Origin of the sequence: Nocardioides sp. Soil774 (assembly GCF_001428125.1) — a bacterium.
In the GTDB taxonomy this organism is placed as follows: Bacteria; Actinomycetota; Actinomycetes; order Propionibacteriales; family Nocardioidaceae; genus Nocardioides.
This window is the reverse complement of the sequence record NZ_LMSM01000010.1, coordinates 109,710-124,169: the sequence shown is the minus strand read 5'-3', so window position 1 is coordinate 124,169 and position 14,460 is coordinate 109,710. Positions and strand designations below refer to the sequence as shown.

12 protein-coding genes and 1 pseudogene are annotated in these 14,460 nt (G+C 72.7%); 7 read left to right on the top strand and 6 right to left on the bottom strand.

The window, feature by feature from the left end; genetic code table 11:
• Positions 1-11: 11 nt before the first annotated feature.
• The 3 genes from ASG76_RS16080 to ASG76_RS16070 all read right to left on the bottom strand — a co-directional run bounded on the left by ASG76_RS16080 (position 12) and on the right by ASG76_RS16070 (position 3,517).
• Positions 12-1,433, bottom strand: a complete 1,422-nt coding sequence (locus ASG76_RS16080) for an APC family permease (protein WP_056605655.1) — start codon at positions 1,431-1,433, stop codon at positions 12-14.
• Between the two features lie 114 nt (positions 1,434-1,547).
• Positions 1,548-2,225 (bottom strand): LuxR C-terminal-related transcriptional regulator, encoded by a 678-nt coding sequence (locus tag ASG76_RS16075; protein WP_056605652.1) that lies wholly within the window; start codon positions 2,223-2,225, stop codon positions 1,548-1,550.
• Positions 2,222-3,517, bottom strand: a complete 1,296-nt coding sequence (locus tag ASG76_RS16070; protein WP_056605649.1) for an ATP-binding protein — start codon at positions 3,515-3,517, stop codon at positions 2,222-2,224. Before ASG76_RS16070 ends, ASG76_RS16075 begins: the two co-directional genes overlap by 4 nt.
• A gap of 143 nt (positions 3,518-3,660) precedes the next feature.
• Between ASG76_RS16070 and ASG76_RS16065 the strand changes: the two genes are divergently transcribed.
• Both ASG76_RS16065 and ASG76_RS16060 read left to right on the top strand, forming a co-directional pair.
• Positions 3,661-4,854, top strand: a complete 1,194-nt coding sequence (locus tag ASG76_RS16065) for a PspC domain-containing protein (protein WP_162254130.1) — start codon at positions 3,661-3,663, stop codon at positions 4,852-4,854.
• Positions 4,855-4,865: 11 nt separating this feature from the next.
• Positions 4,866-5,138, top strand: coding sequence for a hypothetical protein (locus ASG76_RS16060; RefSeq protein WP_056605643.1), 273 nt, complete (start codon positions 4,866-4,868; stop codon positions 5,136-5,138).
• A 3-nt stretch (positions 5,139-5,141) separates the two neighbouring features.
• Here the strand turns inward: ASG76_RS16060 and ASG76_RS16055 are convergent, their stop codons facing one another.
• From ASG76_RS16055 to ASG76_RS16045, 3 genes and pseudogenes are all read right to left on the bottom strand, one after another.
• Positions 5,142-6,914 (bottom strand): aminotransferase class V-fold PLP-dependent enzyme, encoded by a 1,773-nt coding sequence (locus tag ASG76_RS16055; protein ID WP_235529673.1) that lies wholly within the window; start codon positions 6,912-6,914, stop codon positions 5,142-5,144.
• Between the two features lie 166 nt (positions 6,915-7,080).
• Positions 7,081-7,911: pseudogene (locus ASG76_RS16050) on the bottom strand (glycerophosphodiester phosphodiesterase family protein); the annotation flags it as partial.
• A gap of 243 nt (positions 7,912-8,154) precedes the next feature.
• On the bottom strand, positions 8,155-9,177 hold the full coding sequence (locus tag ASG76_RS16045; protein ID WP_082587604.1) for a glycerophosphodiester phosphodiesterase family protein: 1,023 nt from the start codon (positions 9,175-9,177) through the stop codon (positions 8,155-8,157).
• Between the two features lie 66 nt (positions 9,178-9,243).
• Here ASG76_RS16045 and ASG76_RS16040 point away from each other — a divergent pair, with 66 nt between their 5' ends.
• The 5 genes from ASG76_RS16040 to ASG76_RS16020 are packed head-to-tail and all read left to right on the top strand — an operon-like array spanning position 9,244 to position 14,438.
• Positions 9,244-9,786 (top strand): YbaK/EbsC family protein, encoded by a 543-nt coding sequence (locus ASG76_RS16040; RefSeq protein WP_235529671.1) that lies wholly within the window; start codon positions 9,244-9,246, stop codon positions 9,784-9,786.
• Between the two features lie 39 nt (positions 9,787-9,825).
• Complete coding sequence (locus ASG76_RS16035) at positions 9,826-10,497, top strand: alpha/beta hydrolase (RefSeq protein WP_056605637.1); 672 nt, start codon at positions 9,826-9,828, stop codon at positions 10,495-10,497.
• Positions 10,498-10,548: 51 nt separating this feature from the next.
• Positions 10,549-12,261 carry an ABC transporter ATP-binding protein gene (locus ASG76_RS16030; protein ID WP_056605634.1) on the top strand — a complete coding sequence of 571 codons (1,713 nt, stop codon included), beginning with the start codon at positions 10,549-10,551 and terminating at the stop codon, positions 12,259-12,261.
• Positions 12,258-14,006: an ABC transporter ATP-binding protein gene (locus ASG76_RS16025; RefSeq protein WP_056605631.1), complete on the top strand. Its 1,749-nt coding sequence runs from the start codon at positions 12,258-12,260 to the stop codon at positions 14,004-14,006. The genes ASG76_RS16030 and ASG76_RS16025 overlap by 4 nt, the downstream gene beginning before the upstream one ends.
• A 42-nt stretch (positions 14,007-14,048) precedes the next feature.
• Positions 14,049-14,438, top strand: a complete 390-nt coding sequence (locus ASG76_RS16020; RefSeq protein ID WP_056605629.1) for an EVE domain-containing protein — start codon at positions 14,049-14,051, stop codon at positions 14,436-14,438.
• Positions 14,439-14,460: the final 22 nt, after the last annotated feature.

The following is a 14,460-nucleotide window of genomic DNA, read 5'->3' as shown; positions in this document are numbered from 1 at the left end:
GTGCCCCGCGCTCAGACCCCCTCGAGGTCCGGCGTACGGTCCCCGGTCCCGCGGCTGCCGAAGAAGTGCTCGGCGAGGAAGAGCACCCCGCCGACGGCGAGCAGGCCCGCGCACCAGATCAGCGAGTGCGGGTCGTCGTAGACGGTGAACCCGAGGATCGCGAGGTTGCCCACGAGCCCGAGCAGCAGCAGCGGGGTGTTGGCCCGGAAGATGTCCTCGTGCTCGTCCTGGCCGCGCAGCCTGAGGCACGACACGATGACCAGCGCGTAGATGGCGAGCAGCAGCACGACGGTGACCGTCGCGAGGCGTCCGACCAGGTCGATGCCGCCACCGGAGGCGGTGACCGCGGTGCCGATCACGAGCAGCAGGCTCACCACCAGCCCGCTGAACAGCAGGCCCACCCACGGGCTGCGCCGCACCGGGTGGATCTTGGCGAAGATGCCGGGCACGACGTCCTCGCGGGCCATGCCGTAGAGGATGCGCGGCTGGGTGACGATGGTGACGAGCGTGGTGTTGGTGATCGCCACGAGGGCGATGATGGAGAACGCCTTGGCCATCAGGTCGGTGGAGAACGGCAGGATGCCTGCCTTGACCACCTCGAGGAGGGCCGCGTCGGAGCTGGCGAGCGTGTCGGTGGGCACGGTCAGCGCCGCGGCCATCGAGACCAGCACGTAGACCAGGCCGGCGACGAGCATGCCGCCGACGAGGGAGCGCGGGAAGGCCTTGTAGGGCTCGATGGTCTCCTCGGCGACGTTGACCGTGTTCTCGAAGCCGGTCATGGCGAAGAACGAGAACGAGATGCCGGCGAGCACCGCGAGCGCCGGGCTGCTGTAGTCCCCGCCGGTGTCGATCTGCGTCAGCACCCCGAAGTCGGCGTTGCCCTGCGCGATGTAGACGATGCCGATGATCATCACGATCACCAGGCCGGCCGCCTCGACGAAGGTCATCAGCATGTTGATGACCACCGACTCGGTGATGCCGATGTAGTTGACGACCACGAGCAGCGCCACGAACACCAGCGACACGAGCAGGGCGGGCGGGCCCGACCACAGCTCGGCGAAGTAGGAGGCGAAACCGGTGGCCAGCGACCCCGAGGCCGCCATGCTGGCGGCGAGGAACGAGACCGTGATGAGGAAGGTCAGCGGGCGGTTGCCGAAGGCCTTGTTGACGTAGAGCGAGGCACCGGCGGCCTGGGGGTACTTCGTCACCAGCTCGGCGTACGCCGCACCGGTGATGGCCGCGACCGTCACACCGAGGGCGAAGGCGATCCAGAACGCGCCGCCGACCGCTGCTGCGACGAGCCCGATGAGGACGTAGATGCCCGAGCCGAGCACGTCGCCCAGGGTGTAGAAGAACAGCAGGCGCCCGGTGATGGACCGCTTGAGCTCGCTGTCCTCCTGGTCCGGGCGGGAGATGGTGGCGGAGTCGGCCACGGTCGGCCTCGCTTCCCGAGAATGGGGGGTGTGGTCACCAGACCCCACCCCGTCAGGAAGGCATTGTCAAACGTCCACCACCCGTCCGGGGGCGGGCCGACATCCGGTCCGGGCCTAGAGCAACCGCCGGTCCGAGGCCCACCGGGTGAGCTCGTGGCGGCTCGAGAGCTGCAGCTTGCGCAGCACCGACGACATGTGGGTCTCCACGGTCTTCACCGAGATGAACAGCTCCTTGGCGACCTCCTTGTAGGCGTAGCCGCGGGCGATCAGGCGCATCACCTCGCGCTCGCGCTCGGTGAGCCGGTCGAGGTCCTCGTCGACCGCTGCGACGTCGATCGAGCCGGCGAACGCGTCGAGCACGAAGCCCGCGAGGCGCGGTGAGAACACCGCGTCGCCGCCCGCCACCCGCACGATCGCGTCGACCAGCTCGGGCCCGGTGATCGTCTTGGTGACGTAGCCCCGGGCGCCGCCGCGGATGGTGCCGATGACGTCCTCGGCGGCATCGGAGACCGAGAGCGCGAGGTAGAGGGTGTCGTGCGAGGGCTGGCGGCGCATCACCTCCACGCCTCCCCCGCCCGGCAGGTGGACGTCGAGCAGCACGACCTGCGGACGCTGCTCGCGCACCACCGCGACGGCGGCGTCGGCGTCGGGCGCCTCGCCGACGACCTCCACCAGTCCCGCTCCGCTCGACGCGAGCTCGGCACGGACACCGGCGCGGAACATGGCGTGGTCGTCGACGAGGACGACCCGCACGGGCCCGGCAGTAGGGGTGGTGGCGGACGGCTGGCTCATCGGTGCTCCTCGGTCGGGGCCTGGGAAGAAGGGGTGCGCGGCATGTGCAGGCGCACCTCGGTGCCCTCGCCGGGGGCCGAGCGTACGTCCGCGCGACCGCCGTGGCGCGCCATCCGGTCGACGATGCTGCTGCGCACGCCCTGCCGGTCGCTGCGCACCGCGTGGACGTCGAAGCCGGCGCCGCGGTCGCGGACGAAGACGTCGACCGCACCGGGGGACGTCTCGGCGTAGACGTCGGCGCGCTGGGTGCCGGCGTGCTTGGCGACGTTGACCACCGCCTCCCGCGCAGCGTGCACCAGCGGGCGCAGCGCCTCGTCGAGGGCGCAGTCGCCGACCGTCACCACGTCGACGACCACCGGGTGCTGCGACTCCACGTCGGCCGCCATCTCCTTCAGCGCGCCCGCGAGCGTGGTCGCGTCGGCGCTCTCGGCCTCGAAGAGCCACTGGCGCAGGTCGCGCTCCTGCGATCGGGCCAGCCGCGCGACGCTGGTGGCGTCGTGGGAGTTCTTCTGGATCAGCGCCAGGGTCTGCAGGACCGAGTCGTGCAGGTGGGCGGCCATGTCGGCGCGCTCCTGGGTGCGCACCCGCTCGGCACGCTCGGCGCCGAGGTCGTCGACCAGGCGCAGCGCCCACGGGCCCACGACGATCGCCAGCCCGACCAGGCCGAGCAGCCCGGCGACCAGCACCGGCACGGCGAAGGTGGCCTTGCCTGCGGCGACCGCGAAGACGATGAGGGCGGCCACGACCAGGCCGAGGCCGGCCGCGATGCGGGCGTACGCCGCCCAGCCGCCGTTGCCGAAGACGGCGCGGAAGGGGTCGATGCGACCGGAGGTGTCCATCCACCTCTCGCGCTGGGCCTCGTCGGCCTGCCGCCACAGCAGCGCGATGCCCGAGACGCCGAGGACCACGGGCCAGAAGAGCGCGCCCTGCCCGAAGATCCCCTCGACGCCGAGCACCACACCGAGGAGCAGCGCGCCGAGGGCGATGGCCGGGCCGGCGTCGCGCAGCCGTGAGCGGCGCCCCGGGCGGCGGCCGGTGCGGCTGGCGCTCTCGAGCCCCGGTGCGGCGACGTCGAAGCGCTGGTCGGCCGGCAGGAACATCCACAGCCCGGCATAGAGCAGGAGGCCGAAGCCACCGAGGAACGCCGTCGCCACGAAGAAGCCGCGCACCCACAGGACCGGGAGCGCGAGGTGCTCGGCGAGACCCGCCGCGACGCCGCCAACGATCGGCGCGGACAGGTCGCGGAACGCACGGCGCGGCTGGCCGGCACGGGGTGGAGGGATGGTCGTCATCGTGCGTCCATCGTCGCAGGCACGCGCTCGCGCGACCATGAGGACAGACCCCGAGCCGACCCTGAGCCCGCCCCCTGTCGAGCCGGTGCGGATCAGGGCTGTCCCCGATGGTGCCGGGGGTGGAGGACGACGAGAGTGGAGCCATGGACGAACCCCGCACCACCCCCACCGCCGACGCACCGGCCGCTCCCCCATCGGGGCCGCGGGTCACCCGTGAGGAGATGAAGGACCTCGGCCGGCTGCGCCGCAGCGTGACCGACCGCCGCGTCGCCGGCGTGGCCGGCGGCCTCGCGCGGCACCTCGACGTCGACCCGATCATCGTGCGGGTCGCGCTCGTGGTGTCCTCCTTCTTCGGTGGCGCCGGCCTGGTGGCCTACGTCGGCGCGTGGGTCCTGGTGCCCGAGGAGGGCACCGACGACGAGCCGCTCGGCCTCGACCGGCGCAGCAGGTCGCTGGCGCTCGCCGGAGTGGGCGTGCTGGCCCTGCTCTGCGCGATCGGCGACTGGGCCGGAGCCTTCTGGTTCCCCTGGCCACTGGCGATCGTCGCCGCGGTCGCCGTCTGGTTCGTCAACCGCAAGGACCGGTCGTCGCGGGGCGTCGGCCAGGACACCGGCTACGGCTACGGCTATGGCTACGGGTACGACACCGGTTACGGCGCCGAGCCGAGCTCCGCCGCGGCGTCGACGTACGCGCCGACGGCGTACGCCCCTCAGGTGCGGCGCCAGCCCCGCAACCCGCGCCGCCGCGGGCCGATCCTCTTCTTCTTCACCGTCGCCCTGATCGCTCTCTCCGAGGGGGCCCTGGGGGTCGTGGACCTCGCCGGTGCGGCGGTCGCCGACAGCGCCTACCCCGCTCTCGCACTGGGCATCACCGCGCTGATGCTGCTGCTCGGCGCCTTCTGGGGCCGCGCGGGCGGCCTGATCGCACTGGGACTCGTCGCTGCGCTCGCGACCGCTGCGACCACCGTCGGGACGACCGTCGGCGAGGGACGTCACGACTACGCACCGACCAGTGCCGCCGCGGTGGACGACAGCTATGAGTTCGGCGGCGGCCGCTTCACCCTCGACCTCTCCGGCGTCACGGACGTGGAGGCGCTCGACGGGCGCGACATCACGATCGACGGCGTGGGCGGGCGGGTCGAGGTGATCGTCCCCGACGGCGTCGACGTGAGCGCCACCAGCCAGGTCGTCGGCGGCGACAGCCGGATCTTCGACCGGCACGCCGACGGCTTCGACACCACGCTCCGCGGCTTCCTCGACGGCGGCGACGAGGTGCCCGACATGACCATCAACATCGACCTGGTCGCGGGCGAGGTCATCGTCCGCGAGGCGGCGTGAGGAGCAGTGCCATGACTGACGACACCTACGACACCGACGTGTACGGCTACGACGAGCCGATGGTCGGCCCCCTCGACGCCCCGGAGAGGCCCTCGGGGCGCCACCCGGTCAACATCGCCCACCTCGTGATGGGCGTGGCCTTCGCCGGCATGGTGCTGGTGTGGGCGCTGGTCCAGGGCGACGTCGTCGGCACCGACGAGCTGCACTGGCTGGTGCCGGTCCCGTGGCTGGCGGCCGGCGGAGCAGGTCTCTTCGCGACCGTCTGGTCGTCGCGCCGCCCCTGACTCCTATCCGTCGGCCTTCGTCAGGATCGGGGTCCCCGCGGCGTTGTCCTGGAGGAGGGGAGCGGGGGAAGGAGAACGTCGTGGGGTGGTCTCGAGTGAGCTGGCGGGCAGCGCGAACCACCGCAGGGCGTCGAAGTCGGCGTCGAGGTGCGCGGTGTCGGACCAGTCCGGCGGCGAGGCGGCGGCCATGATCGCGCGGGCCTCCTCGAGGTGCTCGCGGAGCACCGAGACCGGTGCGGTCGTCGCGTGCGCGGGCCACGTCATGGCGCCGTCGTCGGCGTAGGTCACGTCGGCCAGGCGCAGCGGCGGCTCGACGGCACCGGTGCGGTGGTGCCACAGGCCGGTCAGCGGGTCGAACGTGTAGTCGCCGAGCAGCCGCCAGCCCTCGCGGGCCACGAGGCGCACGGCCTCCACGACGTAGGTGAAGACCGCTTCCTCGACGAAGTAGTTGAAGTTGACCCGCACCCAGCCGGGCTTGATGCCCTCGCAGCCGCCGGCGATCTGGGCCTCGAACTGGTGGCTGCGGTCGAGGTCGATGTCGAGGAGGCGGTGGCCGTAGGGGCCGGCGCACGAGCAGCCGCCGCGGGTCTGGATGCCGAAGAGGTCGTTGAGGAGCGCGACGACGAAGTTGTGGTGGAGGTAGGCCCCGTCGGGAGCCTTGATCACGAAGGAGACGATCGAGAGCCGCTGCGCCTCGAGGTTGCCGAGGATCTGGATCGTCGGCTCGGCCACCCACGCCCGGACGGCGCGCTGGAGCAGCTCCTCCTCGTGGGCCTGGATCGTCTCGACGCCGACGGCCTGCTTGAGCTGGAAGACCAGCCCGGCGCGGATCGACTCCACGATGGCCGGGGTGCCGCCCTCCTCGCGGTGGGCCGGGTCGTCGAGGTAGCGGTGCTCGGTGGGGTTGACGTACATGACCGTGCCGCCGCCGGGCACGACCGGCACCCGGTTGGCCATCAGCTCGCGGCGCACGACGAGCACGCCGGGGGTGCCGGGGCCGCCGATGAACTTGTGCGGGCTGATGAAGATCGCGTCCTTGTAGGACGTGCCGGGGCCGAACATCTCGATGTCGACGTAGGGCGCGCAGGCGGCGAAGTCCCAGAAGCTCAGGGCTCCGTGCTCGTGCAGGAGGTCGGCGACGCCCTCGGTGTCGGTGACGATGCCGGTGACGTTGGAGGCGGCGGAGAAGGAGCCGATCTTGAGCGGCCGGTCGGCGTGGCGCTCGAGCTCCTCGCGGAGGTGGTCGAGCGAGACCCGGCCGTCGGCGTCCTCGTGGATGGTCACGACGTCGGCGATCGTCTCGCGCCAGCTCACCTCGTTGGAGTGGTGCTCGAAGGGTCCGATGAACACCACGGGACGCTCGTCAGCGGGGATCTGCTCGCTGAGGTGGTAGCGGTCGTCGAGCGTGCAGGGGATGCGCAGGCCCAGGATGCCGATGAGCTTGTCGATCGCCGCGGTGCTGCCGGAGCCGCAGAAGACCACGACCGTCTCGTCGTCGCCGCCGACGGCGTCACGGATGATGCGTCGCGCGTCCTCGCGCAGACGGGTGGTTTGCAGCCCGGTGCCGCTCGCCTCGGTGTGGGTGTTGGCGTAGGCCGGGAGCACCTCGTGCCGGATGAAGTCTTCGATGAAGCTCAGGCTGCGCCCCGACGCGGTGTAGTCGGCGTAGGTCACCCGGCGCGGCCCGTAGGGCCCGTGCATCACCTGGTCGTCCCCGATGACGGAGGCGCGGATGCGCTCCAGGAGTGCGGACGAGGTGGGCGAGTCGTGCGTCACGCGTCCGAGAGTACGCCGGTGCGAGGGGCTGGCTCGCAATCGTGGGAGGCCGCCCCTCGCACCGCGTGTGGCCAGCCGGCCAGCGTGCGTCGAGGACCGCGGCGACGAGGTCCGGGTTGTCGCTGAAGATGCCGTCGACACCGGCGTCGAGGAAGGCGCGGGCCTCGGCCGCGAGGTCGCCGGGCGCGTCGGGGTCGGTGCCGATGCGGAAGTTCGTCGCCATGAACTGGTTCTCCCGGCGCAGGGTCCACACGTGCACGACCAGGTCCTCGGCGTGGGCGTCGGGGACGACCGCGCTCGGCACGGTGGTCGCGCCCGCGGTGCGCGGCAGCACGCGGTCCTTGTTGACCCCGATCCCGTCGGCGTAGGAGGCGATCCACGCCACGCCCGCCGGCGTGAGCAGGTCGGTGTAGGTGCGGGGGTCGCCGGCGGCGGTGAAGTCGTAGGGCGCGCCGCTGCCGTCGACGAGCTGGGCGAGTGGCACCTCGACCATCGTGTCGAGCTCGCGCAGGTTGGCGGTCTCGAAGGACTGGATGATCACCGGGTCGTCTGCGTCGTCCCAGTGCCGCTTGGCCAGCGCCGCGACGAGCGGCTTCTCCAGGGAGAGGCCGATGGAGTCGAAGTAGGTCGGGTGCTTGGTCTCCGGGTAGACGCCGACGCCCTCGCGGCGCGCCAGCCTGAGCACCTGGTCGAAGGTCGGGATCCGCTCCTGGCCGTCGTACGCCGTGTTGTCGGGGCGCACTGCGGGCAGGCGCTCCTTGGCGCGCAGCGTGCGCAGCTCGCGGTAGGTGAAGTCCTCGGTGAACCAGCCCGTGACCTCGCGGCCGTCGATCACCTTCGTCGTGCGCCGGTCGGCGAACTCGGGGTGGTCGGCGACGTCGGTGGTGCCGCCGATCTCGTTCTCGTGGCGGGCGACGAGCACGCCGTCCTTGGTGGAGACGAGGTCGGGCTCGATGTAGTCGGCGCCCTGGGCGATGGCGAGCTCGTAGGAGGCCATCGTGTGCTCGGGGCGGTAGCCCGACGCGCCGCGGTGGCCGATCAGAACCGGCTCGACGAGCGACGGCTCGGCGGCGTCGGCGGGTGCGGCCGTGGCGGGCGCCGAGGCCGGCGCGAGGAGGGCCGCAGTGGTCAGGGCGAGCGCGGCGGCGGACAGGTGGACGGTCTTCCGAGAGGTCATGGGAGGAGCCAACCGGTGCGACGAGACGGTGGACCCGCCTGACGGTGAATGGTCCGTGACGTCTCAGTGACCGGCTGCCGCCAGGTCGCGCCGCCGGGCCGCGCACGCCTCCTCGGGGTGGTCGGTGATCACCCCGTCGACCCCTGCTGCCAGGAGGGCGGCGACCTCGCCCGCCATGTCACCGAGCGCGGCGGGGTCGGAGCCTCGTCGCAGGTCGGTGGGCAGGAAGCGGTTCTCGGCGCGCACGGTCCACACGTGCACGGTGAGGCCGCGGCGGTGCGCGTCACGGACGAGCGTCGACGGCGCGCCCATCGCGCCACCGGGATCGCGGGGCAGCACGAGCGAGCGGTGCGCCCCGACGCCGTCGGCGTAGTCGTCGATCCGGTCCAGCGCCTCCGGCGTGGGTCGGTCGTGGGCGTGCAACAGCTGCACGACCGACAGCCGGGTGCGCGCGGCCAGCCGTCGCAGGATCGCGGGCTCGAAGGACATCAGCGTGACCCGCGCCCACGGGTGGTCGAGGTGGTGGCGGGCCAGGTCGCGCAGCAGCGGCTCGTCGAGCGGCAGCCCGATCGTGTCGTGGTGCGCGGGGTGCTTGAGCTCGAGCATCACCCCGACCTGACGACCGCGGCGCGCCGACTCCACGCCGACCATCGCCAGCACCTCGTCGAGGGTCGCGACGCCCTCGGTGCCGTCGTACGACGTGTTGGCGGGCCGGGTGGCGGGCATCCGCTCCCGGGCGGTGAGGGTCCGCAGCTGCGCCAGCGTGAGGTCCTGGACGAACCAGCCCTCCTGCTCCACCCCGTCCACCACGAGGGTGCGGCGCAGGTGGGCGAGCCCGGCACGCGACGCGACGTCGGTCGTCGTGCTGAGCTCGAGGTCGTGGCGCGCGACCAGCACGCCGTCACGCGTCGACACCAGGTCCAGCTCGATGTCGTCGGCGCCCATCCGGATGGCGGTGCGGTAGGCGCCGAGCGTGTGCTCGGGACGGTGCCCGCTGGCGCCGCGGTGCGCGACCACGGCGGGGGTGAGGACCAACGACGAGGTCGCGCCCCCTGCGTGCTGGCTCGCCTCGCGGGTCACCGTCATGCCTCCACCGTGCCGGGCGCGTGCGACCGGCGGGGGACCTCAGGGTGAATGGCGCATGATGACCGCGTGACGCTCCCGAGCTTCCCGACCCTGACGTCCCTGCCCGCTACCGATCACCCCGACCTGGTCGGTGCCACCGTCGCCGCGGCACTCGCCGTCTGGCCCGGCGCGGGGAGCCTGGCCGTGGTCGACATCGACCCCGACCTCGCCGACACCGCGGCCATGAGCGAGGCCTACGGGATCCCGATGACCGCCAGCGGGAACTGCGTCGTGGTCGCGGGCGCGCGCGCCGGCGACGAGCGGATCGCGGCCTGCGTGGTCCGCGCCGACACCCGCGCCGACGTCAACACGCTCGTGCGCAAGATGCTGGACGTCCGCAAGGCGTCCTTCCTGCCGATGGAGCGGGCGGTCGCCGAGACCGGGATGGAGCACGGCGGGATCACCCCGCTCGGGCTGCCGGGCGGCTGGCGGATCCTGGTCCACGACGCCCTCCTCGAGGAGCCGGTCGTGGTGATCGGCAGCGGCGTACGTCGCTCCAAGCTGCTGGCGCCGGGCGCGCTGCTGGCCGACCTGCCGGGCGCCGAGGTGGTCGAGGGGCTGGGTCGCTGAGGGCATGACGCGACCTGCTCCGGGTACGGGCCGCACACCATGCCGCACGCACGCCTGATCCCGGTCCGTACGCCCGACTCCCCCGAGGGCGTCGTGATCGTGCTGCACGGCGGGGGCAGTCGGGGGGAGCAGGCGATGGTCAGTCCCACCCAGCTGTCGGTGCTGCGCATGGTGCCGGTCGCGCACCGCATCGCCCGGGCGGGCCGTTCGCGGCTGGCCGTCCACCGGCTGCTCAACTCGCACCGCGGCTGGGACACCCGCGCGACCCCGGTCGTGGACGTCGCGTGGGCGCTGGACCAGGTCGCCGACCAGCACGGCGACGTGCCGGTCGCGCTCGTGGGCCACTCGCTCGGTGGGCGTGCCGCGCTGCTGGGCGGTGCCGCTCCGCAGGTCCGCTCCGTGGTGGCCCTCAACCCGTGGGTGCTCCCCGGCGACCGGGTCGACCTCGCGGGGCGCCGGGTCCTCGTCGTGCACGGCAGCGAGGACCGCATCGCCCTGCCCTCGCGGTCCGCGGAGATGGCGCGCCGGCTCGCGAGGAGCACGTCCGTCGGCTACGTCACCGTGCCCGGGGCACGCCACGCGATGCTGCGCCACGGCCGCACCTTCGAGGCGTACGCCGCCGACTTCGTCACCGCCACCCTTCTCGGGGAGCCGCCCCGCACACCCACCGTGGCGGCGGTCCTCGACGGCGATGCCTTCGTGGACGGCTGACAGCACTTAACCATTCGTGGGCAGGGCCCTCCACGACCTACTGTCAGGCCAGTGAGAACGCTGCCCGTCGCCGACCCCGGGACCCCGGACCATCGCTCCCCCGGTCGGTTCCTGTGGTGGCTGGCCCGCCAGCAGTGGCACACCCTCCTCGGCGGGATGGCGTTCGGCATCGTGTGGATGTCGTGCCAGGCCGTGCTGCCCGCCGTGCTGGGTCGCGCGATCGACCGCGGCGTGGCCGCCAAGGACCAGCAGCAGCTGCTGCTCTGGGCCGGCGTGATGCTCGTCATCGGCCTGCTCCAGGCGGTCACCGGGATCATGCGCCACCGCTTCGCGGTCACCAACTGGCTCACCGCGTCCTACCGGATCGTGCAGCTCACGAGCCGCCAGTCGGTGCGCCTCGGCGGCTCGCTGCCGCGCAAGGTCAGCACCGGTGAGGTGATCGCCATCGGCACCACCGACCTCGACCACATCGGCAACGTGATGGACGTGACGGCCCGCTTCGCCGGTGCGATCGTCTCGTTCTTCCTGGTCTCCGCGATCCTGCTCAGCACGTCGGTGCAGCTCGGACTGGTCGTGCTGGTCGGCGTGCCGCTGCTGCTGCTCGTGATGGGGCCGATCCTCAAGCCGCTCCAGGCGCGCAGCGCCACCGAGCGCCAGATGCGCTCCGACCTCTCCAACACCGGCACCGACATCGTCGGCGGCCTGCGCGTCCTCCGCGGGATCGGCGGCGAGGCGGTCTTCCTCGACCGCTACCGCCGCGAGTCCCAGGCCACCCGCACGGCCGCGGTCGACGTCGCCAAGCTGCAGTCGGTCCTCGATGCCCTCCAGGTCTTCCTGCCCGGGGTCTTCGTGGTGCTGGTCGTCTGGCTGGGGGCCCGATCGGCCGTCACCGGCGACATCTCCGCAGGCGAGCTGGTCGCGTTCTACGGCTATTCCGCGTTCCTGATGCTGCCCCTGCGCACGGCGACGGAGTTCGCCAACAAGCTGATCCGCGGACGGGTCGCCGCGTCGCGCGTGTGCCGGGTGATGGCGCTCGAGCCCGACGTCGTCGAGCCCGCCTGCCCGGCCGCTCCCCCGGCGCCGGGCTCGGAGCTCCACGACGCGCGCACCGGCCTGCGGGTGCGCCCCGGGCTGCTCACCGCGATCGTCTCCGACCAGCCCGACGACTCCGCCCTGCTCGCCGACCGCCTGGGCCTGTGCGCGGCGGAGCAGGACGACGAGGTCTCCCTCGGAGGCGTGCCACTCACCTCGCTGCGCCACGCCGACGTCCGCGAGCGGATCGTCGTGTCCGACACCGGGGCCGCCCTCTTCGCGGGGCGGCTGGCCGACCGGATCGACGAGCGCGGCAACGGCGACGTCGAGAAGGCCCTCTTCACCGCCTCCGCCGAGGACATCCTCGAGGCGCTCCCCGACGGCCTCGACTCCGTCGTGACCGAGAAGGGGCGCTCGTTCTCCGGAGGCCAGCGCCAGCGCCTCGTGCTGGCCCGCGCGCTCGCGGCCGACCCGGAGGTCCTGGTGCTCGTCGAACCCACCAGCGCCGTGGACGCCCACACCGAGGCGCGGATCGCGGCCCGGCTGCGGGCGCACCGCGCGGGTCGCACCACGGTCGTCACGACGGTGAGCCCGCTGCTGCTGGACGCCGTCGACGAGGTGGCCTTCCTGGTCGACGGCCGCGTCGTCGCCGTCGGCACCCACACCGACCTGCTGTCCGAGGTCGCGGCCTACCGCCGCGTCGTCGTACGTGACGTGGAGGCGGTCGTATGAGCGTCACCACCCGTCTGCCGATCGCGGACGGCCGGGCCGTACGCCGCTACGTCGGCCATGTCGCGCACCGCCACCCGCGCCTGCTGTGGACCGCACTCGGCCTGCACGTGCTGGCCGCGCTCACCGCCCTGGCCGCACCCCGCCTCCTGGGCGACCTCGTCCAGTCCGTCGAGGAGGGCACGACCGCCTCGCACGTCGACCGGATCGTCGTCCTCCTCGCGATCTTCCTCGTGCTGCAGTCGGTGCTGACCCGTTACGCGCGCTACCGCTCGCAGGTGATGGGCGAGCTGGTGCTGGCCGAGCTGCGTGAGGACTTCGTCGCCAACACCCTCGCCCTGCCGGTGGGCACGGTCGAGGCGGCCGGCTCCGGCGACCTGCTGACCCGCACGGGCTCCGACATCGACCGGCTGGGCTGGTCGGTGCGGTGGGCGCTGCCCGAGTGGACCATCGCCGTCGTCTCCGCGATCCTTACCTTCGCCGCCGCCCTGAGCGTCGGCTGGTGGGTCGCGCTGCCGTGCCTGCTCGCGCTGCCGCCGCTGGTGGTCGGGCTGCGGTGGTACCTCGCCCGCGCCAAGGACGGCTACCTCGCCGAGACCGCGTCGTACTCCCAGATCACCACCACCCTGTCGGAGACCGTCGAGGGCTCGCGCACCGTCGAGGCGCTCGGCCTCGGCGAGAAGCGCGTCGAGCTGTGCGACGACGACTGCGCGAAGTCCTTCACCGCGGAGAAGTACACGCTGCACCTGCGCACCGTCTTCTTCCCGAGCATGGAGCTGAGCTACCTCCTCCCGGTGGTCGGCACGCTGCTCTTCGGCGGCTGGCTCTACACCCGGGGCCAGGTCTCGCTGGCCGAGGTCACGACGGCGACGCTCTACGTCCAGATGCTCATCGACCCGGTCGACCGGATCGTGTCCATCCTCGACGAGCTCCAGCTCGGCGCGGCCGCCCTCGCGCGGCTGCTCGGCGTCGCGCAGGTCCCCGACGACCGGACCGTCTCAGGCCGGGTGCCGGACTCGGAGAAGCTCGACGCCGAGGACGTGCGCTTCTCCTACGTGGAGGGGCGCGACGTGCTGCACGGCATCGACCTCGACGTGGGCGTGGGCGAGCGCATCGCGATGGTCGGTCCGTCCGGGGCAGGCAAGTCGACGCTAGGTCGACTCCTCGCGGGCATCCACCCGCCGCGCACGGGATCGGTGACCGTCGGCGACGTCGGTCTGGTCGAGCTCCCGCTCGGCGACCTGCGCGGGCACGTCGCGCTCGTCACCCAGGAGCACCACGTCTTCGTCGGCACCCTGCGCGAGAACGTCGTGCTCGCCCGGCCGGGGTCGTCCGACGACGCCGTACGTGCCGCGCTCGGCGCCGTCGACGCGCTCGAGTGGGTCGACCTGCTGCCGGCCGGTCTCGACACGCTCGTCGGCTCCGGGGGTCGGGCGGTGACCGCCGCCCAGGCACAGCAGATCGCCCTGGCCCGGCTGGTGCTCGCGGACCCTCACACCCTCGTGCTCGACGAAGCCACCTCGCTCATCGACCCGCGCGCGGCGAGGCACCTCGAGCGCTCGCTCGCCGCGGTGCTGGAGGGACGTACGGTCATCGCGATCGCGCACCGGCTCTTCTCCGCCCACGACGCCGACCGCGTCGCGGTCGTCGAGGACGGCGTCATCTCCGAGTTCGGCTCGCACGACGACCTCGTCGCCGCCGGAGGGTCGTACGCCGCGCTCTGGGAGTCGTGGCACGGGACGAGCTGAACCCGCTGACCGTTGTCGGTGGGCGCTCCTAGCCTCGGGGCCATGACCACACGCACCTGGGTCCTGGTGGCCTCCCGCGACCACGCCCGGCGCGGCCTGGCCGACGGCTTCGTCATGGCCAACCACGGCAAGCGGGCGCCCGTCGCCCGCATGGGGGTGGGCGACCGGATCCTGCTCTACTCCCCGACCACGACGTACCCGAAGGGCGAGCCGCTCCGGGCGATCACCATCGTCGGCGAGGTCACCGGCGAGCAACCCGAGCCGAGCACGGTCATCGAGGGCGGGTTCCGGCGCGCCGCGCGGCTGCGGGAGATCGAGCCGATCCCGCTCGAGCGGGTCCGCGACCACCTGCCGGTGGCGAAGATCCGGTTCGGGTTCTTCGAGCTGGACGCCGACGACGCTGAGGTGATCTGGTCGATGGTTGCACCGTGACAGTTCCACTGTCACGATTGGC